General features: G+C 58.5%; 19 protein-coding genes. 6 read left to right on the top strand and 13 right to left on the bottom strand.

The features are described from left to right. Nucleotides 1-32 precede the first annotated feature (32 nt). Nucleotides 33-776, top strand: coding sequence for a GntR family transcriptional regulator (locus AC07VG_RS12995; protein WP_495002120.1), 744 nt, complete (start codon nucleotides 33-35; stop codon nucleotides 774-776). 63 nt (nucleotides 777-839) lie between these two features. Here AC07VG_RS12995 and AC07VG_RS12990 read toward each other — a convergent pair whose 3' ends face one another. From AC07VG_RS12990 to AC07VG_RS12950, 9 genes are all read right to left on the bottom strand, one after another. Continuing rightward, a complete protein-coding gene (locus tag AC07VG_RS12990) occupies nucleotides 840-1,511 on the bottom strand; it encodes a methionine ABC transporter permease (protein WP_495002119.1) in 672 nt (223 codons plus the stop codon). Then, nucleotides 1,508-2,326 (bottom strand): methionine ABC transporter ATP-binding protein, encoded by an 819-nt coding sequence (locus AC07VG_RS12985; protein ID WP_495002118.1) that lies wholly within the window; start codon nucleotides 2,324-2,326, stop codon nucleotides 1,508-1,510. The genes AC07VG_RS12990 and AC07VG_RS12985 overlap by 4 nt, the downstream gene beginning before the upstream one ends. After that, the gene (locus AC07VG_RS12980) at nucleotides 2,323-3,138 is read right to left on the bottom strand and encodes a MetQ/NlpA family ABC transporter substrate-binding protein (protein ID WP_495002117.1); all 816 of its coding nucleotides are present in this window, start codon (nucleotides 3,136-3,138) and stop codon (nucleotides 2,323-2,325) included. The genes AC07VG_RS12985 and AC07VG_RS12980 overlap by 4 nt, the downstream gene beginning before the upstream one ends. A gap of 27 nt (nucleotides 3,139-3,165) precedes the next feature. Further along, a complete protein-coding gene (locus AC07VG_RS12975) occupies nucleotides 3,166-4,203 on the bottom strand; it encodes an isopenicillin N synthase family dioxygenase (RefSeq protein ID WP_495021296.1) in 1,038 nt (345 codons plus the stop codon). Between the two features lie 174 nt (nucleotides 4,204-4,377). After that, nucleotides 4,378-5,736, bottom strand: coding sequence for an ATP-binding protein (locus AC07VG_RS12970; protein ID WP_495002115.1), 1,359 nt, complete (start codon nucleotides 5,734-5,736; stop codon nucleotides 4,378-4,380). Then, nucleotides 5,712-6,377 (bottom strand): response regulator, encoded by a 666-nt coding sequence (locus AC07VG_RS12965; RefSeq protein WP_495021295.1) that lies wholly within the window; start codon nucleotides 6,375-6,377, stop codon nucleotides 5,712-5,714. The genes AC07VG_RS12970 and AC07VG_RS12965 overlap by 25 nt, the downstream gene beginning before the upstream one ends. Before the next feature lie 141 nt (nucleotides 6,378-6,518). Next, nucleotides 6,519-6,968: a hypothetical protein gene (locus tag AC07VG_RS12960; protein ID WP_495021294.1), complete on the bottom strand. Its 450-nt coding sequence runs from the start codon at nucleotides 6,966-6,968 to the stop codon at nucleotides 6,519-6,521. Between the two features lie 28 nt (nucleotides 6,969-6,996). After that, nucleotides 6,997-7,764, bottom strand: coding sequence for a COG4705 family protein (locus AC07VG_RS12955; RefSeq protein WP_495002112.1), 768 nt, complete (start codon nucleotides 7,762-7,764; stop codon nucleotides 6,997-6,999). Nucleotides 7,765-7,847: 83 nt separating this feature from the next. After that, on the bottom strand, nucleotides 7,848-8,426 hold the full coding sequence (locus AC07VG_RS12950; protein ID WP_495021293.1) for a LysE family translocator: 579 nt from the start codon (nucleotides 8,424-8,426) through the stop codon (nucleotides 7,848-7,850). Between the two features lie 469 nt (nucleotides 8,427-8,895). On the opposite strand from AC07VG_RS12950, the gene AC07VG_RS12945 reads away from it, so the two are divergent. After that, nucleotides 8,896-9,183 carry a HigA family addiction module antitoxin gene (locus AC07VG_RS12945; protein ID WP_495021292.1) on the top strand — a complete coding sequence of 96 codons (288 nt, stop codon included), beginning with the start codon at nucleotides 8,896-8,898 and terminating at the stop codon, nucleotides 9,181-9,183. 55 nt (nucleotides 9,184-9,238) lie between these two features. Here the strand turns inward: AC07VG_RS12945 and AC07VG_RS12940 are convergent, their stop codons facing one another. The 3 genes from AC07VG_RS12940 to AC07VG_RS12930 all read right to left on the bottom strand — a co-directional run bounded on the left by AC07VG_RS12940 (nucleotide 9,239) and on the right by AC07VG_RS12930 (nucleotide 13,057). After that, nucleotides 9,239-10,480: a M20/M25/M40 family metallo-hydrolase gene (locus tag AC07VG_RS12940; RefSeq protein WP_495021291.1), complete on the bottom strand. Its 1,242-nt coding sequence runs from the start codon at nucleotides 10,478-10,480 to the stop codon at nucleotides 9,239-9,241. 175 nt (nucleotides 10,481-10,655) lie between these two features. Beyond that, complete coding sequence (locus AC07VG_RS12935; protein ID WP_495002108.1) at nucleotides 10,656-11,099, bottom strand: hypothetical protein; 444 nt, start codon at nucleotides 11,097-11,099, stop codon at nucleotides 10,656-10,658. Nucleotides 11,100-11,869: 770 nt separating this feature from the next. After that, on the bottom strand, nucleotides 11,870-13,057 hold the full coding sequence (locus AC07VG_RS12930; protein ID WP_495002107.1) for an RDD family protein: 1,188 nt from the start codon (nucleotides 13,055-13,057) through the stop codon (nucleotides 11,870-11,872). A gap of 278 nt (nucleotides 13,058-13,335) precedes the next feature. Between AC07VG_RS12930 and pnuC the strand changes: the two genes are divergently transcribed. The 4 genes from pnuC to AC07VG_RS12910 all read left to right on the top strand — a co-directional run bounded on the left by pnuC (nucleotide 13,336) and on the right by AC07VG_RS12910 (nucleotide 17,325). Further along, nucleotides 13,336-13,929, top strand: a complete 594-nt coding sequence (gene pnuC, locus AC07VG_RS12925; RefSeq protein ID WP_495021290.1) for a nicotinamide riboside transporter PnuC — start codon at nucleotides 13,336-13,338, stop codon at nucleotides 13,927-13,929. Nucleotides 13,930-14,100: 171 nt separating this feature from the next. Continuing rightward, complete coding sequence (locus AC07VG_RS12920; RefSeq protein WP_495021289.1) at nucleotides 14,101-15,693, top strand: lactate dehydrogenase; 1,593 nt, start codon at nucleotides 14,101-14,103, stop codon at nucleotides 15,691-15,693. Between the two features lie 419 nt (nucleotides 15,694-16,112). Then, nucleotides 16,113-16,598, top strand: a complete 486-nt coding sequence (locus AC07VG_RS12915; RefSeq protein WP_495003901.1) for a Spy/CpxP family protein refolding chaperone — start codon at nucleotides 16,113-16,115, stop codon at nucleotides 16,596-16,598. Between the two features lie 166 nt (nucleotides 16,599-16,764). After that, nucleotides 16,765-17,325: a lipid-binding SYLF domain-containing protein gene (locus AC07VG_RS12910; protein WP_495003902.1), complete on the top strand. Its 561-nt coding sequence runs from the start codon at nucleotides 16,765-16,767 to the stop codon at nucleotides 17,323-17,325. Between the two features lie 440 nt (nucleotides 17,326-17,765). On the opposite strand, the gene AC07VG_RS12905 is transcribed toward AC07VG_RS12910, so the two are convergent. Further along, nucleotides 17,766-18,224, bottom strand: coding sequence for an Lrp/AsnC family transcriptional regulator (locus AC07VG_RS12905; protein WP_495003903.1), 459 nt, complete (start codon nucleotides 18,222-18,224; stop codon nucleotides 17,766-17,768). Between the last annotated feature and the right edge of the window lie 96 nt (nucleotides 18,225-18,320).

Genomic DNA, 18,320 nt, shown 5'->3' with positions numbered 1-18,320 from the left:
GCACGACGCTTCTTCGATCACGGAACCCCGCAGTGTCCACGCCCATTCTTCGTGACAGCAGCACCTCGCTCTACGAACAGATCGCCCACCAGTTGCTGGAGGAGATTCAGCGCGGCGCCTATGAGCCCAGCGGCAAGCTGCCCTCGGAGGCCGAGTTGGGTCAGCGCTTTGCGGTCAGCCGCGTGACCGTTCGCCTGGCCGTGGGCAAGCTCAGCGATGATGGCGTGGTGGAACGCAAGCAAGGCAAAGGTACCTTTGTCGCCGCCAAGCAGGTCCGCCATGGTCTCGATGCCCTGCGCAGCTTTCATGAGGCGCTGTTGTTGCAAGGTCTCGAGCCGAGCATGCGCGTCCTCGATTATCAGTTGCAGCCGGTTCCCGAGGCGCTGCGCATTCTGTTTGCAGAGGCCGATTACTGCCTGTTGCTGGAGCGCCTGCACTTTGTCGACGACGAACCCATTGCCCTGGGCCGCAGCCATCTGCCGGCCGCACTGGCGGACGTGGTCTGGAGCGCGGTCGAGAACCGTCCGATCTACGCGATCCTGGAGTCAATCACCGGCTCCCCGGTCACCCGCGCCGATATGGCTATTCGCGCCCAGGAGGCCGACAGACACCTGGCCAATACCCTGAATGTCAAACGCGGCGCGGCGCTGCTGGTGATGGAACGCACCTCGTATTTTGCCGACGGCCGCTGCTGTGATCGGACCACCTTCTTTATCCGCCCGGAGCGTTATGCGTTTGTCCTCAGCGGTGTGTTCAAGTCCAGCCCCAGCCCTTGAAACCAGGGGACGCCCAGGCCTGTTCCTGGGCCTGGCGAGCGCCGACAACAGGTCGTACGGCGATTACCGTCGATGCGCCAGGGAGCGTACCAGCCGATCGCCCAGGCTTTGCACGCCCTGCACCAGAATCACCAGGACGATCACCGTGGCGACCATCACCTGATTGTTGAAACGCTGATAACCATAACGAATCGCCAGATCCCCCAACCCACCGCCACCGATAACCCCGGCCATGGACGAGAAGCCGATCAACATCACCAGGGTCAGGGTGATCCCCGCCAGCAAAGCCGGCAGGGCCTCGGGCAACAGGACCTTGCAAATCACATGGCGAATATCGCCGCCCATGGACAGGATCGCTTCGATCCGCCCCTTGTCGACGTCATCCATGGCGTTCTCGACGATACGCGCAAAGAACGGAAAGGCACCGATGGTAATCGGCACCACGGCGGCGGTGCTGCCCAGGGTGGTGCCGACAATCAGCCGGGTCAGTGGAATCAAGGCAATCAACATCACCACGAACGGCAGCGAACGACCGAGGTTGACCAACGCGCCGAGGCTGCTGTTCAACCGGGGCATGGGGTACAGGCCACGGCGGCGACTGACGAACAGCAGTACCCCGAGCGGCAAGCCGATCAACAGGGTGAAGAGTCCTGCCAGCAACACCATATAAAGCGTTTCGCCCGTGGCATTGAGCAGCAGTTGGAAAATCTCGTTCCAGTCGATTGTCCGGTTCATGACGGCTCAGCCCTGATCTCGCGTTGCTTGAGAAAATCCACCACCTTGGCCAGTTTCAACGGCGGGACGGCCCTCTTGAACGGCAGGTTGTAACTCGACAGCAAGGAATGACCGAGAGGTGCGCCCCGGTCGGCCGGTAACGGTTCCAACGCTCCCGACTCCAGCAACCGCCCCTGATCCAGAATAGCGGCGTGATCGCAGATCGACCTGACCACGTCCAGCTCATGGGTGATCAGCACGATGGTCAGCCCCAACCGGCGATTGATATCGCGCAACAGCTCAAGGATCGACGCCGTGGTTTCCGGGTCGAGGGCGCTGGTGGCTTCATCCGAGAGCAGATACGCCGGGCGCACCGCCAGGGCCCGGGCAATGCCTACCCGCTGCTTTTGCCCGCCGGACAGTTGTGAAGGAAAGGCCTCGGCCTTGTCCCCCAGGCCGACCAGGTCCAGCAGCTCACGCACCCGCGCCTGGCGGGCAGCCTTGTCGGTGCCGGCGATCTCCAGCGGCACGGCGATGTTGTCGAAGACATTGCGCGAATGCAGCAGGTTGAACCCCTGGAAGATCATGCCGATGCGCTGGCGCTGTTGCCGCAATGCCGGGGCGGACAACAACGTCAGGTCCTGGCCGTCGATAACCACCCGCCCACTGCTGGGACGTTCGAGCAGATTGAGGCAACGCAGCAAGGTTGACTTGCCGGCACCGCTACGCCCGACAATCCCGTAGATCGCGCCGTCCGGGATACTCAGCGACACCTGGTCGAGGACCGGCGCCTGGCCTTCGCCGTAGCTTTTGCTCAACTGCTCGATGCGGATCATGGCTGACTGCCCGCAACCACCACCGGAATCACCGACCCCGAGTAAGTATCGGTGATGAACTTCGCCACCTGGGGCGAGTTGAGATCCTTGGCCAGTTGCTTGATCCGCGGGTCATCCTGCAATTTCGGGGTGGTCACCAGGATATTCGCGTACGGATTGTGCGCCGCCTTTTCCAGGCCCAGGGCATCCTTGGCTGGCGACAGTCCAGCCTCCAGCGCGTAGTTGCCATTGATCACCGCCAGGTCCACATCCTCCAGGGCGCGGGGTAACTGCGGCGATTCGATCTCGAGGATCTTCAGCTGTTTCGGGTTCTCGGCAATGTCCTTGGGTGTCGCCTGGTCAGTGGCCGGATCGTTGAAGCCGGGCTTGAGTCTGATCAGGCCATTGTCTTGCAGCAGGTAAAGGGCGCGACTGAGGTTGGTGACATTGTTGGGCAACGCGACGGTGCCGTTTTGCGGCACCTGGTCGAAATTTTTGTGCCGGTGCGAATAGATCCCCAAGGGCTCGATATGCACGCTCGCCGCCACCACGAACTGCTGTCCGAGGGCCTGCTCCTGGGACTTGAGGTACGGCAGGTGCTGGAAGTAGTTGGCGTCGACATCACCATGGGCCAGCAACTCATTGGAGTTCACACCGTTGGGAATCTCGATGATCTTGATGTTCAACTGCGGGTCGATTTTCTGCACGTACGCCAGGATCTGCGCATGGGGCACCGGGTCCGCCGCCACCCGCAGTGGCTCAGCCGCCAGGGCGCCGAACGAAGAGAACAGGCCCGCCCATACCGCCAGGGTCAATCCGGTTTTTTTCAACATACTGATAGTCCTTGATCAAGTGAAGAGTCAGGCGCTCAGCGCCTTGGGCAGTAACGCATCGGCGTAGAAACGCTGGGCGACATCGGGGTGCGAGCGCAGACGGCCCTTGAGGTAGTTCCAGCCCACATCGCGCAGCAGCGGATTGGCCGGATCGCTGGCCGGTCCGCGCGCTTCGCGTTGCAGCGCCGTCGGCAAGGGATACAGCGGCACCACCGCGTCCAGTTGCGCGCCAAGGAAAAAGGCCATCGACAAACGCTCGCGGCCCACTGGCGGCGATTGCACCCGATGCACCGTGGCGCGCAAATAGCCGTTGGTGGCCAGTTCGAGCAGTTCGCCGATATTCACCACCAGGGTATTTTCCCGGGGCAACGCATCGATCCAGCGACCCTCCTCGACCTCCACTTGCAGACCGGCCTGCTGGTCCTGCAACAGGAAACTGAGAAAGCCGGAATCCTTGTGGGCACCCACACCTTGCCGGCTTTCGCTCTGCGCACGACCGGGGTAGCGGATCAGCTTGATATGTTCATTGGGCTTGTCGCCATACAGCGGGTCGAAGGCCGCTTCGGGCAACGACAGGGCCTGGGCAAACGCACGCAGCAGGCGCAGCGACATGGCGGTCATGGCCTGCTGCCATTCCAGCAGCAACGGTTTGAGTCGTGGCAGCTCGGCAGGCCACAGGTTCGGGCCTTGCAGGCGGGCCCAGCGCGGGGTGTTTTCATCCAGCGCCAGGGCTTCGCGCTCAGCGCCGACATCGAACTGCTCGCGCAGGTCCGGCTGGCCTCGGGTGATCTCCGAGGCCGCCCGGTTGTACCCACGAAAGTGTGGCGAGTGAATCATGCCCACCGCGTTTTTCGCTGCCTCGGGTAAGGCGAAGAACTCCCGCGCATAGACCTGCACCTGTTGCAACAACGCGTTGTCGATGCCATGTCCGGTCAGGTAAAAGAACCCCACATCCCGCGCGGCATGGCGCAGCCCGTCGAGAAAACTCTGACGCTGTGTGGCGTTGCCGTCGAGCAAGGACAGGTCGAGCAAAGGCAGCGTGGTGATAACCAGCGAATTCGACATGGTTCACTCCCCTGTGATTTGAAAAAATATTCATCCCGCTATCAGTCGAACTGACACGTCGATAAACAGCTGTTCAAGGCAGGGGAAAACGACAAGGAACCCAGCGATTGAACAACGCCGGGTTAAAGCTATACGATCTTAAAAACCATCAATAAATATCTTTTTTGCATTAGCTTAGGCTGGTGTCAACGGCCACCACAGCGAAACGCACAACCCGCGTTGCGCCACCTCATCGCAGTACGCCAGGCGAATGCGCGCCCCGGTGCGCTCGGCAATGGCCTTGACGATGGACAGTCCCAACCCGGAGCCGACTTCCTGGCTGCCCAGGCTGCGATAGAACGGATCGAAGACCCGCTCGCGCTCCTCGATGGCGATGCCGGGGCCGTTGTCCTTGACCTGCAACAACGCCCCACCCTGCTCCCGGCTCACCGACAGGTCGACCCGGCCACCCATGGGCGTATAGCGAATGGCGTTGTCCACCAGGTTCTTGACCAGCGCCAACAGGTCGATCTCGTTGAGTGCCAGGTAGACGTCCTCCGCGCCCTCGACACCAATGTCGATTTGCTTGAGTTCGGCCAGCGGCAACAAATCCTCCAGCACCCGGCGATAGACCGCGCGCACCGAGACCGGTGCGCCGGACGGCGTCGCGTTCGCTTGGGCGGTGGCCAGCGCCAGCAGTTGCTCGATCAGGCTCTTGCCGCGCTCGATGCCCCGGCGCAAGGCGAACAGACGCTCCCGGGCCAGGCTCGACATCTCGGCGGCGGCCAGCCGCTCGGCCTGCAGGGACAGTGCGGTCAGCGGTGAGCGCAATTCGTGGGCAGCGTCGGCGACGAAGCGCCGTTGGCTGTCCATCGACTGGGCGACACGGCCGAGCAGGCGATTGATCGCCAACACGAAGGGCCGGACTTCGGTGGGCACGGGGGTTTCGTCGATGGGGTGCAGCTCCTGATCGCCGCGTTGGTCGATCTCGGCCGCCAGCACCACAATGGGCCGGAACAACTTGCGCAACAGATCCGTCACCACCAACAGCAACACGGGAAACAGGATAAGAAACGGCAAGAGTCCGCGCCAGGCGCTCTCCCGGGCATCCTTGTCGCGGACGCCGGTTTCCTGGGCAACGGCGATACGCTGGCCGTTGCCCAGGGTCCTGACCAGCACCCGGAACTGTTCGCCAGCGACCGCGAGCGTCGACAGGCCATCGGCCAGATTCGCCGGCAACGGCAGCGGTCCGCCGGCTTCGACATCGACCGCGGCTCGACCACCCTCGCCCAGATACTGCACGGTCACCCGGGACTCTTCATCGTCGCCAGCAATCATGCGCTCCGGCCGCGGATAGACCAACGTCATCTGCTGGCGCTCGAACAGCACGGCCACCTGATGCAGGGTGTTGTCCTGCATTTCGAGGGCTTCGTCGAAAGCCGAGACAAAGGCGAACACCCCGGCCAGCAACGCAACCACCAGGATCGCCAGCGACAGCGAAACCGACAACCTGAGCTGGACCGACTCACTCAGGCGCTTTTTGAAACCATCCATCCCATGCCCCTGACATTCTTGATGACGTGACTGCCCAACTTGCGCCGCAATCCGTGGATCAGAAACTCCACCGCGTTGCTCTCCACTTCGTTACCCCAACCATAGATCCGGTCTTCGAGGTCGCTGCGCGAGAGAATCGCACCCGGACGGATCAACAGCGCCTGCAACAAGGCGAACTCGCGACTGGAAAGCTGGACCTCGGCGGTTTCCTCGCTACGGGCCTGTTTCGAGACCAGGTCGAGAGAAACCACGCCGTTGCTCAGCAGCGACAACGCCGTGCCGCCCTTGCGCCGCAGCACGGCGCGCATGCGGGCGAGCAGTTCGGCCATCTCGAAGGGTTTGAGCAGATAGTCGTCGGCACCGCCATCGAGGCCATGCAGGCGATCGTCAAGGCTGTCGCGGGCAGTGATGATCAACAGCGGCACGTCATGGTCGCGGGCACGAATACAGCCCAGGACTTCGAGTCCGTCCTTGCCTGGCAGGCCGAGGTCGAGCAGCACCAGGTCATAATGCTGGGCGTCCAGCGCAGCGAGGGCGGTGTTGCCATTGTGGACCCAGTCGGCGGCGTAGCTGGCGTCCTTCAATGCGCCCTGGATCGCCTCGCCGATCATCGGATCGTCTTCGACCAGTAATATCCGCATATCCCTCTCCACTGAAAACAGGCCCGGCACTCATACGCGGCGCACCTGCGTGATGATTGCCGAGCCTGCATTGAAGCACCTGTTCAGCCGTGTACGAAGCGATTTATCCGGCCTACAGCACGCACGTCAGAGGACATGGGATCATTTTTTGCCTTGCATGGTGTTGAAGGTTTTCAGCAACTCATCCATCGTCGCCTTGCAGTCAGCCTGTTTCGGGCTACCGGCGCGCAGGGCTTCCAACGCATTGTCGATGGCCTTGTCGAGCACGTGCCAATCGCTGGCGGCACGCGGTTTGAGACCGGCTTCGGCGGAGTCCCAGGCCAGTTCCAGGTCCTTGATCCGCGTCTTGGCAGCGGCCAGGTCGTTCTTGTCGACCAGCGCGGCAACATCCAGCGCGATGCCCTGGAAGGCCGACAGATCGCCGAGTTTCGAGGCGCTGGCCAGGCTTGCAGCCGCCGGCGTGCTGGCCAGACTGGATGCCGCTGCAGCCTTGGCGGCATCGCTGGGCTTGGAGCAACCGGCGGCCAGGCCGAGCACGATAATCACGGAAAGAACAGCGGCTTTGCGCATAACGGTTTGAACCTTGAGCATGACAATTCCTTGGGGCTGTTTGAACAAGTTATTGAGTGACAAGCTTGCGATGGCTGACGCCGAACTGCGCGACCAACACCAGGATCAGGATGACGCTGAGGAAGATAGCGCTGGTCCAGGCCGCGCCCATGCCCAGGCCGCCATAGGTCTTGGCCTGAGTCAGCAAGTCGCCGAGGGAAGCGCCGAATGGGCGGGTCAGGATGTAGGCGATCCAGAAGGTCAGGACAGCGTTGCCGCCCAGGCGCCAGGCCACCAGGGTCAAGGCGATCAACCCGGCGAAAATCATCGAACCGAGGGTGAAGCCAAGACCCAGCGCCTCGGTAGCCAGATCGCCCGCCGCCGTGCCCAGGGCGAAGGTGCAGAGCACCGTGGTCCAGTAGAACCACTCCCGGCGCGGCGTGACGATTTCGTTGATGGAGAGGTTGCGTTCGCGGGCGAACCAGATAGCGAAATTGATCGCCAGCAACACCGAGAAGATCGCCGTGCTGACATACAGGCTGATGCCCAGCTTGTCGGTCAGCACATCGGTGATCTGCGTCCCGACCACACTCACCAGCACCACGGTAAGCCAGTAGATCCAGGGGGTGTAGGCACGAGTGCGCAATTGGCCAAACAGCGCAATGGCCAGCAACACGGCCATGCCGATGCTGGTCAGGCCCTGCCCCAGGCCGGCGTCGACGGCAAGGAAGTCGGCAGCGGTTTCGCCCACGGTGGTGGACATGATCTTGATGATCCAGAAGGACAGCGTCACTTCCGGGACCTTGTTCAGCCAGTCGGCTGTGGTCAGCGCTTTCATGTGGGGACGTCTCCTTAACGGCGCCACAAGCGGCGCAGGGAGGAGACTACCCGGGGAAACTTAGCTGAGACTGAGGGGGGCCGTCAGGCCGATATCACTTTCGACGCCAGGCTGTACAACATCACACTGGCAAAGCCGCCAATCACCAGCGAAACACCCCTGTTGACCCGACTGCCCGAGATCAGCGACGGAAGATTTCGCCCAAAGACAGCCCCCAGCCCCACCCAGACAATGCCCACCGGAAAAATCATCAGGGAAAAGATTGCCATGAATGAAAGATAACTTTGCATGTGCATGAATGTTTCGGCGGGCGCCACGAACGAAACGAAAAACAGGCCTTTCGGGTTGATCAGGGTGGCCAGGAACAGTGCCGAAACCGAGATGACAGAGGGCTTTCCAGATACATCCGTCTGCGCGGAAAACCACAATTTCAGCGAGATGTAGAACAGAAAAACCACCGCCAGGATCTTCGTCGCCACCATGACCCAGGCGTAATTTGCCGTCAGCGCATCGATGGATAGACCCCAGGCGGTAATCTGGATCAGGTAAGCCGTCCATTCGGCAACAATCAGCTTCAGCGAATAACCACCCAGGCCGCGGCTGACCCCCGACTGCAGCAACAGCGAATTGGTCGGTCCAGGCACCAACAGTATCGTGAGCATTGCGCTTGTAAGATAAGACATAACCCCCCCGCACACATTCGTAGCCGTCCTTATACAGGATCACTAGCTGAACAAGCACCTCGGTGTACCCTGGTCACTCCTCTCCCCACCAATCGCCTTTACCCCCCCTGGCGACGCAATGAACTCAGGGCCTGGAGCGCTTGGGCGACCTTGATGAGCAAGCAGGACGGTGACGCTGGCAAGCTCTCGGAAGAACGCGCCATACAGAGGTTGTCGTCGATGACCGGAGCGAAGTTGATCGCCAAGGCCACCACACCCGCACTGTCCCAGCCCCCGCCAACCGCCCGGAACAAGGTCAGCGGCGTAGCCCAATTGCACAGTAGCCAGACGATTTGTCGTTAGACGACCTCGAAAAGAGAAATTTCGACACAGATCAAAGCTGCATCCGACAGAAGCGTTTCCTGCCCGATTGGATCATTGGTTCGCTTGAATCAAACAGAGGTCGTTCATGGGTATGTTCAATCCACCTCATCCTGGCGGGATTCTTCTCGAAGATGTGATACCAGGTCTGGGGACCACCCTCACCGAGTTTGCTCGCCATCTGGGCTTTGCTCGAGAGACTCTTTCGAGAATCCTGCATGGTCATGCTCCCATCAGCCCAGATCTTGCTGTGAGATTAGAGTGTGCGGGGATCAGTACTGCACGTCTCTGGCTGAGCATTCAAGCAGACTATGATCTGTGGCAAGCAGAACATCGCGAGCAACCACCGATTGAGCGTTATGCCCAGGGAAACTGATGTAAACACTCAGGTCGTTCCCAACTTTGCAGGAACGATCTGATAAAGCCAAGCCCTAGCGCTTGGCCAGTTCCATGATCATGCGGCTCAGCAGATAGATCCGGGGGGACACGCTTTCCACCTCGGCGTATTCCTCGGGGGTATGGATATTGCCACCGACAATCCCGAACCCGTCCAGTGTCGGTGTACCCACACCCGCCGACAGGCTGGCATCCGCCGCCCCGCCACTGCCCTCAATGGTCAGCTTGCGGCCCAGTTCGCCGTAGATCCCCTGGGCGATGGTCACCAACGCATCGGATGCGGCGGTTTGCGGCATCGGCGGCAGGCCGCGCAGCAGACTGGTCTTGACCTCGGTTTCCGGAATCAGCTTGTTGGCCGAGACCCGTGCCAGGTCCTTCTCGATCCGGTCGAACTCCTCCGGTAGCGCCGCCCGCACATCGGCCTTGGCGGTGGCCTGGTCAGGAATCACATTGACCCGGTCCCCGGCCTTGAGCACGGTGAAGTTGATGGTGGTTTTCTTCTCTTCGTCGCCCAGCTTGCTCAGTTGCAGAATCTGGTGGGCCGCCTCCATCGCCGCGTTGCGCCCCAACTCCGGTGCCACGCCGGCGTGCGCGGCCTTGCCCTTGACCTCGACCACCGCGGTGGCACTGCCCTTGCGCCAGACCACCAGGCCGTCGGCCGGACGACCGGGTTCCAGATTCAGGGTCACGTCGTGGGCCTTGGCGGTTTTCCGGATCAGTTCGGAGCCGATCTCCGAGCCGGTTTCCTCGCTGGCATCGAGCAGGAAAGTGATCTGCGCATAGTCCTGGAAGTTCTGGTTCTTCAGCACCTTGAGGGCATAGATCCCGGCAACGATACCGCCCTTGTCATCCATCACGCCGGGGCCATAGGCGCGACCGTCCTGGATATGAAACGGCCGCTCGCTCGCCGAGCCTTCCTTGAACACCGTGTCCATATGCGCCATCAGCAGGATTTTTGCCTTGCCGGTGCCCTTGAAGGTGGCGAGCACATGGCTGTTGCTGGCGTGAGCATCGGGGACCAGTTCGATGGTGGCGCCGAGTTTTTTCAGCTCATCAACGGCGATATCACGCACTTGGGTCAGACCAGGCTCGTAGCCGGAACCCGAATCGATATTCACCAGGCGCTCCAGCAACTTCAAGGCCTCGGCCTTGTACTGTTCGGCGTCGGCCTGGATTTGTTTATGGGGTTCGGCGCTCCAGGCCGGGGCGGCGAAACCGCAGGCCAGGGCCAGGCCGAGGGTGGTGGCCAATACGGTGCGGGGGAGATTGAACGTCATGAACGGATCCTTGTTTTTTGTTGGAGTGTTGCGTGGTGCTGTTCGAATGTCGGATTGAAAGGGCGGCTGGCAAGCCTACCTTGTCCAGGCCGCTCTCTATAACCCGGTAATCTACCGCACGGCAATATTATTCAGGTTCGCGGTTGTAGCTCATCTGAAATGCCGTCTCACTAGCTCAATCAACCGAACGCTTGTCCAGCGCGGACGCCAGCTGATTGGACGGGGACGAGCCCTCAAGCAAGGCATCCACCACCGCACGCGCCACTTCCACCGAATGCAGCATGCCCCAGAACAACGCCCGCTCGACGGGGTTGGTATGCAGGCTGATTTCATCGCCATTGAGTTCCGCGGTTTCGAGCAGATTGGAAACGTAGGTCAGTGCGTCCTGGGCGTTGATGCCCGGTTGGATGGCGAACAGCGTGGGTTTATAGGGGGCTTCGGGGGTGACGGGTTTGGAGCAGGTGAACGCGAGGGTGTCGAGCAAACGAGGCGTGTTGGCCGGGAACGGCTCGGGCTCGTTGGATGGGGTATCTGGGAGTTTGCGCAGGTACAGGCCTTTGTCGGCGGTACTGAGGGTTTTGCGAAGGGTTGGTGGATCGGGGGTGATTTTCTTTGACATGGTGACGCTCCTTCTTAACTAAATGGAGCTCGTCATCTCCACGCTGCAAAACGAAAGGTGGCGAGCCGTACACAGGTTTGCAGACCGGTAAGAAGGAACCGGTAGGCCGAAGCCTCCTGCGCACAGCTCGCCATAACGCGAGCACAAAAACCGCTTACGCGGCACTGTGCGCCTTCTTAAAATCCGGGCTGCAAAACCCGAGTCGCTGAATTTGCAGCGACCGCCGAACTGTAGCCCTGCCATTTGGCGCACGCAATATTCTCCCATGCCTGAAGCGTGTGGGAAATATGAGTTTTTTCAGAAGGTTATTTCGCGTGCTGATTGAGAGTTGCTGGGCTGCGCCTGGAGCACAGAACGCCGCCTATTCGAAGCCCTACGGCGCGCTCCGACTATGCCGGCACACGCCCGACCTGAATACCGGCCTAAATACGCACAGCCGTGTCGGAATTTAATAACTGCCGCCCTTTTCGCTTATCGCAAATACACAGTTCTAAGCTTCAAAAAACTGCAACCGGACAAATACCCAAACGACTAGTGAACACGTAGGACTCTAGTCCATTTTTTTCGGGGAGAATCGTCACAACTCCTCCATCAAACCCTTATCGCGCAGGCGGACATGTATCAGGTGGCAATCACCCTGCATGACCGCTTATAACCTTAACGCGAGACCGGCAAATGGGTGTCCCCGTTTCCGTCCCGACAAGGGCCGAGACTGGGAAGAATCGATATACAAAAAAATTAAGCATGTGCCCCATTTTTTGCACCACCGACTACTTTACCGTACTCCAAAGCGCAACGCGGAGCCTCTCTACTAATACATCGGTGTAATCATACGGAGCTGTTTGGGTTGTCACAACTCTCCAAAAAATGGAACCCGACTGAACAATTTCAACTTTAAGCCGGACACCTTCCCCCTTAACCATTCCGCCATAACCTTGCCAATGTTGACGTCCCGCTCTCTCAAAAAAACGTCCCCTGTCCGAGAAGCGCACATCAACAGCCGTACTCTTCTGAAATGCACGTACGTACTCATCCAGGGTATAACCTCTCTGCTCCATAGCAAAAACAACTTTGGCTCGGCCGGTATTCTCGGAGAACACATATATTGGCTGGCCCTCTTTGTTTGCTTTAGTAGAAACGCCCCACCATGGCTCAAGCTTCGCATCAAGATGGGTAAGTGGATTTTCCCAAACATAGCTCTTTTTTTGCATGATGTACTGTACCCATTCACGCTGAGCAGTCGGATCCAAGGAACTTAATACTGAGATACCTCCCAAAACCCCCACAAAGACGAAACCAGAAGCAATTTTACGCACCCTGGTTAAAGGCCTTGAACGTACCCAAAAATTTAAGGATTCGTCATAACTCGCCTGCCGCCCACTTCCCAGCCGGTGCGCCTGACTCGCCATCGTCAATAAGTTAATTAAAGGCAGCCCAAAAGCGAGCCCGCTACCCCACACTAAAGAGTTCCTATGGAGGTATTGGTAAAAATCTAATGACTTCGCATCTAATGCTTCAACTTTTAGCCTGAACAATGCCTTGCCGGGTGTATTTCCGGCCACCCGATGTAACAAAGCATCTACTATAAGCGCCATCGGGAGGAATAAGACGCGGAGCAACTGAGCGGCTCCTGGTTTATGAGTCCAATCAAAGAAACCAGGGAAATACTTAGCTAATACAAAACCCGAAATTACGGCTACGAGTGCAATTTCCCAGCACACATCAAAAATTCGAGCGAAAAACCGAGGCCAGCGAGCCGCTAAGGAATCACCAGCCCTGCCAGGATCGGTACTCCATGGCAAAGATGGAGATACGGCCACCTTCAAGTCGTACAGCTCCGGCACTTTATCCTGAGGTCGCCAAGGATCCATGCTTTCGTTCCACAGAATGGTTTTTGAACCCACTTCTCCGGCCTGACAAGGCTGGCGAGCCGGGAAGGCAAACTGACGAACGTCCATGTCGGGATCTCGATACAAGGGAGGCGACTGAGCGCCCTTCAGATAGCTCTATGCCATCAGCCGGCGGCGATACTATGGCGACAATTCAATGGCGTCAATTTGTCCAGAACGAAATATATTCAAAATGTTTCGCACTATTTTTTGACCTGGAAAGGCCCATTCAGAAGATGTTGCGCTAATTCATTGATAAGTATCGATTCCGACACCAAACTATGTCGGCCTCTCACCCCGCGCCTGGGCACGAGACGCCGCTAGTGTTTCCGTCAAGGACCCCCTGCATGTCCACACTTGAAATCATCGCTGTCCTGGTCAATGTCCTCGGCGTCTGGCTGACCGCCCGGCGTATTCGCTGGTGCTGGCCGGTCGGCGTCATCGCCGTGCTGCTGTACGCCTGGATTTTCTACGACGCCAAGCTGTATTCCGATACCTTGCTGCAAGGCATTTTCGCCGTGCTGCAAGGGTATGGCTGGTGGCGCTGGAGCCAGGGCGGGCTGAGCGCTGGCAAAGTCCATGTTGCCCGATTGTCCTTGCGCGAAGGCCTGCTCGGCTTGCTTAGCGGAGCCGTGGGCGCTGCGCTGCTGGGGGGCCTGATGGTCCGCTTTACCGATGCGGCAGTGCCTTGGGTCGACGCCTCGCTCACCGCCTTCAGCCTGGTGGCCAGCGTCTGGGCGGCGCGTAAGTATGTCGCCAACTGGTGGCTGTGGATTGTGCTGGACGTGATCTACGTCGGCTTGTTCCTGTTCAAGGACCTGCAACTGACGGCGGCGCTGTACGCCGGGTTCGTGGCGCTGGCGATCTATGGCCTGCGGGCCTGGCAACAAGATCTGAAATACCAGGAGCAACCGCTGCTCCCGAGGCTCAGCGGACTCTAGTCGAGCATGATAGCGACACGGTATCCGGGGATAGGCTCCCAAGCCTGCGGTCACTGCCCCTCAATGCGCTGGACAAAGGCGCTTCGACCCGTGGCCGACGCTCTAAAGTTATTTGTGTCGTAGTCGATACACTCCTGTACATAGAGCAATTCTCTTGCCCCAGGAGGTTCCATGACAGGGATATCGTCGATCAATGCTTTGACGCTGAACCCTTCCCAGCTTGTTGGTAATCCGCCGGCGGGCGTCCAGTCTGTCGAAACAACCGCGGCCGTTTCCGCACCGGCGTCCAGCGTGATTCTCGGCCAGACCAATGTGGTCGAAATCAACACCTACAATGCCCGTGGAGCCTTGCCTAACGCCGTGCTGCTACCTGCCTGGGAAAACAGTCCGCTGGACAAGGTGTCGTTCACGATGGGCGGCAACCTTGCCAGTACGTCCAACTCCGCCCGCTTTGCCGGCCTGGGTGCGGCGTTGCTGGCGCAGTTGGCCGACGGCAAAAAGAACATCTCGCAATCGGTTGTCCCGCAGTCCGGCAGCAAACCGCTCAACGCCGCCGAGCTTTTGGCCGCGCAAGCCAAGCTGCACAGCAGCAGCGCCGACAGCACGATCAGCCTGACCCTCAAGACCGCCAGCGGTAAAACCGTGACCTTGAGCCTGGCGAACCAGGACGGTGGAATGGCCGTGCAGGCCCAGGTGGAGGGCGGCGACCTCACGAATGAAGAGAGCGCGGCCCTGGCCAAGATGGCCAACGGTTTCCAGACCGCGATCGACGGTTTGACCGCCGAGCCACCTCAACTGAAACTGGATGCCCTGACCCAGTTTGATTCAAAGGTATTTTCGTCGGTCGACCTGAGCACCAAGCTCAAGCTGGATGACAAAGGCGTCCAGACCCTGGATTTCCACGCCGACAACCAGCAACGCTCGGTGCGCATGAGTGGACCTTCGGGTGATCTGCAACTGTCCGTGGACCTGAAGAACCAGGCGATTCTCGGCAATGCCAGTCAACAGGCCAAGGCCCTGCAGAGTTACCTCAAGCAGATCGATGCCGCCGCCGCCCGAGGTAACGCCGACCGCGATTTGATGTCGATGTTCAAGGATGCATTCTCCTCCCTTAACAGCAACTATCCCGCCAGCCGTGGGACCTCCACGCCGGCAACCGTCGACCCACTGGCGCCCACCGCTCTGGACCGCAACCTGTTGACCGGCATGGCGGACTTCTCCGCGTCGATGACACAGACAACCCAGGCGAGCAACCCGATGCGTCTCAGCGAGCGGGATACCTTTGCTTATAACGTGTCCCAAACCACTCGACTCAGCGGCCATGATCCGCAGAATCGCTCCATTGAGCAGGACCAGCAATCGAACCTGAACGCCAGCTATCACAAGGCGTTGTACCCGGGTCAAAAGCTGAAGCTGACCAGCAATGCGGACTCGCAGAACTACCTGTTCTACCAGGTCGACGACAACGCCAGCAGCCAGACCAATATCAGTTATAAAAAGGGTGAGTTGACCAATGCGTCGGTCAGCCAGTCGGCCAGCCAATCCACCCGGATTTCCAAATACGTGACGGGCCATCTGGTAGAGCAAACTACGACGCCCGTCAGTTCCTCGAAAACCCAGAGTTTCCTCGACGTGCTGGAAAAGGCACTGCACCCGGACAAGACAGACCAGACACCCGCGGGCGCTGCGCGCTTGAAGGAGATCCTGGCCGGCCTGCAGGACAAGGTACTGTTGGATTCGTACCCGAAAAAGCTCAACAGCTGACCCTGGCGGTCAGCTTTACCCCAGGTCACATCGGCAACAGGGCGGGTCTTTAACCGCCCTGTTGCGGTGAATTTACCCGCGATACTCCTGACTCCCTCCTCTCTCGTCACCGAAGTAGCGGCCATGCTCATGCCCGCCACGCCCGTCATCATGCCAATAAGGCCAACAGCCCCCCAATAGAAGGGCGCTGGAAAGTACCAGGATCCATAGGGTCGTGCGTTTCATTTGATCGTTCTCCAATGCAACGGATTAGCGGCTGCTCTCATTGCCATGGGCAAGTGTCGTTGGCACAGCAAAATCCCTGAATGCCGGAGAAAGAACGATGACAGGCCACCGACAGTTCGTCGGTTCGCTGCCGCGCTTAGTGGTAAGGTTAGGGGACATAGATGCCGCGCCCCCCTTAATCCGGATATGAGAATATGAAAAACTTCGCATTCAAAGCATCCATGCCGGCGGTGTTGATGCTGGCCGCTCTCAGCGCTTCTTTCTCAGCACAGACGATGGCAGCGAGAAGTTCTGACGCGGTCTCTCAAGCTGCCGCCCATCACGCCAAAAAATACAAAGATCTGGTAGAAAAGCGGATCAACGAACTGCACGCCAAACTGAAAATCACCGAAAAACAGTCCCCCCAGTGGGAAGCCTATGCGAAAACCCTGCGTGATAATGCAAATGTCACCGATAAAGCCTACCTGGATCAGGCGCAGAAACTGCCATCGTTAAATGCCGATGAGGCGATGCACTCCTATGCCAAGCTGGCCCAGGTGCACGCAGACAATCTGCAGAAGCTTGCTACTTCGTTTAGCGTGCTGTACGGCACGCTTTCCGCCGACCAGAAAAAAATCGCCGATACACTGTTTCGCAGTGAACGGGGGGAACGGCACGAAGTCGCGGATAGATTTCATTGATGTGCGGCGTGTTGTGCGCTACCGAACAGACGTGGGTCGCTAGCGACGCCTAATCTGCTCAATGCTCGGTCGTGGCCGAATAATGATCGGATGTTCGCAGATACGGCCATGAACAGGCCATCGACATGACCGTGCTCATCCATATCGCGGATAGTGGAGTACAACCATGACCACCTCACTGCGTTCATTTCTCTTTATCGCGGCGACAACCCTGTCATTGCTTTCAACGGGCTTGCTCAATAGTGCAAACGCCGCTACCGCCGAGGATCTGAACAGAGACGCCCGGCAAGCCCTGCAAATGCTCTACAAGACTCACCCTTTTGCCGAGACCATCTCCCACAGCGCCAAGGCTGTACTGGTATTTCCGAACGTCGTCAAAGCAGGCCTGGTGTTTGGTGGTAGTTATGGCGAGGGGGTCATGTTCAGTGGCTCGAACGTGGACGGTTACTACAACTCCGTAACCGGTTCATGGGGACTGCAGATCGGTGCCCAGTCTTATGCCTACGCGGTGTTCCTGATGACTGACAAAGCGGTTAACTATGTCCATGAAACCAAGGGTTGGGAAGTGGGTGTAGGTCCCACCGTTGTCCTGGTTAACCAAGGGATCTCGAAAAATCTGTCGACCTCGACCTTGAAGGACGATGCCTATGCGTTTGTCTTCGACCAGCAGGGCCTGATGGCGGGCGTCAGCATCGAAGGCACCAAGATTTCACTGATCAAACGTTGACCCCCCCGGGTGACTACTAGTGGCAGACTGCAATGGCACCTAGGGCAACAAGCGCTCAATCAAGTGACCAAGAAGAAACTGCCTGTCGCTGATATAGCGGCACCTCTTGGCGAATCGACTCACAGCCGCTACCGACTCGTGACGGATGCGCTTGAACGCATTAACCAATGGGTACGCCAGCTAATCACCCGAGCACGGCTCTTCTCCCCAGTAAATACATTGAGGCCAGGCATCATCAAATCCGAAAATCACCCACCCACCGTCTGAGACGAGCCATCTGGGTTTGCAGATCGGCACAAGAGCCGAGTGTTGATTGCAAGCTTTCAACACCCGCCTCGTTGAGGAGATTGATTTCGACAATATCATAGTTGAGAATCTTATGGCTGAAGCCAAGTCGCCTGAACATTATTGATTCACCCGACATTGAAATATCAACCCGCTTAAATCGGTAATCGGGTTGATCGCTTTATTTCCCTCAACGAAAAACCCGTCTGCATCATTTTTATATTTCCTGAAGACTGGATTCGGCGCATGACAACAGACTGAAACTCTTCCATGTCCGCAGCCACGACTTGTAGCAGATAGTCGTACTTACCGGACAGGTTGTGGCAAGCAAGGACATGTTTAAAATCGCCGACATCTTTTTCAAATTTCAGGGCCGCCTCTGCGGAATGGGAGCTCAACGTCACACTGATAAAAGCCAAAACATTAAAACCCAGAGCCGCTCGCTTTAAACTGGCGTAGTAGCCTTCTATTACTTCTTCCTCCAGGCGTCTCAAGCGCTTCCAACAAGCGGGAGCAGACAAGTTGATACGCAACGCAATTTCGGCATTGGTTAAACGACCGTTCTGCTGAAGAAGTTCCAAAATAGCGCGATCGGTACTGCCCAGGTCAGCCATCTTCAAGTCCCGCATGTTGGGTTTTTCATCTAATTAAAGTGACTGTGAGCGGGTTGAATTAAATATCACTAACCCAGTCGTTCAGCGCTTAAAGAG

The organism is Pseudomonas sp. GW821-FHT03C07 (assembly GCF_059420925.1).
Note: the sequence above shows the minus strand (reverse complement) of the source record. Positions and strands in the feature narration are given on the sequence as shown.

Bases quoted from the DNA above. Each gene is read 5' to 3' on its own strand.
- AC07VG_RS12990 (WP_495002119.1), bottom strand. From the start codon at position 1,511: ATGAACCGGACAATCGACTGGAACGAGATTTTCCAACTGCTGCTCAAT.
- AC07VG_RS12985 (WP_495002118.1), bottom strand. From the start codon at position 2,326: ATGATCCGCATCGAGCAGTTGAGCAAAAGCTACGGCGAAGGCCAGGCG.
- AC07VG_RS12980 (WP_495002117.1), bottom strand. From the start codon at position 3,138: ATGTTGAAAAAAACCGGATTGACCCTGGCGGTATGGGCGGGCCTGTTC.
- AC07VG_RS12975 (WP_495021296.1), bottom strand. From the start codon at position 4,203: ATGTCGAATTCGCTGGTTATCACCACGCTGCCTTTGCTCGACCTGTCC.
- AC07VG_RS12970 (WP_495002115.1), bottom strand. From the start codon at position 5,736: ATGGATGGTTTCAAAAAGCGCCTGAGTGAGTCGGTCCAGCTCAGGTTG.
- AC07VG_RS12965 (WP_495021295.1), bottom strand. From the start codon at position 6,377: ATGCGGATATTACTGGTCGAAGACGATCCGATGATCGGCGAGGCGATC.
- AC07VG_RS12960 (WP_495021294.1), bottom strand. From the start codon at position 6,968: ATGCTCAAGGTTCAAACCGTTATGCGCAAAGCCGCTGTTCTTTCCGTG.
- AC07VG_RS12955 (WP_495002112.1), bottom strand. From the start codon at position 7,764: ATGAAAGCGCTGACCACAGCCGACTGGCTGAACAAGGTCCCGGAAGTG.
- AC07VG_RS12950 (WP_495021293.1), bottom strand. From the start codon at position 8,426: ATGCTCACGATACTGTTGGTGCCTGGACCGACCAATTCGCTGTTGCTG.
- AC07VG_RS12945 (WP_495021292.1), top strand. From the start codon at position 8,896: ATGGGTATGTTCAATCCACCTCATCCTGGCGGGATTCTTCTCGAAGAT.
- AC07VG_RS12940 (WP_495021291.1), bottom strand. From the start codon at position 10,480: ATGACGTTCAATCTCCCCCGCACCGTATTGGCCACCACCCTCGGCCTG.
- AC07VG_RS12935 (WP_495002108.1), bottom strand. From the start codon at position 11,099: ATGTCAAAGAAAATCACCCCCGATCCACCAACCCTTCGCAAAACCCTC.
- AC07VG_RS12930 (WP_495002107.1), bottom strand. From the start codon at position 13,057: ATGGACGTTCGTCAGTTTGCCTTCCCGGCTCGCCAGCCTTGTCAGGCC.
- pnuC (WP_495021290.1), top strand. From the start codon at position 13,336: ATGTCCACACTTGAAATCATCGCTGTCCTGGTCAATGTCCTCGGCGTC.
- AC07VG_RS12920 (WP_495021289.1), top strand. From the start codon at position 14,101: ATGACAGGGATATCGTCGATCAATGCTTTGACGCTGAACCCTTCCCAG.
- AC07VG_RS12915 (WP_495003901.1), top strand. From the start codon at position 16,113: ATGAAAAACTTCGCATTCAAAGCATCCATGCCGGCGGTGTTGATGCTG.
- AC07VG_RS12910 (WP_495003902.1), top strand. From the start codon at position 16,765: ATGACCACCTCACTGCGTTCATTTCTCTTTATCGCGGCGACAACCCTG.
- AC07VG_RS12905 (WP_495003903.1), bottom strand. From the start codon at position 18,224: ATGGCTGACCTGGGCAGTACCGATCGCGCTATTTTGGAACTTCTTCAG.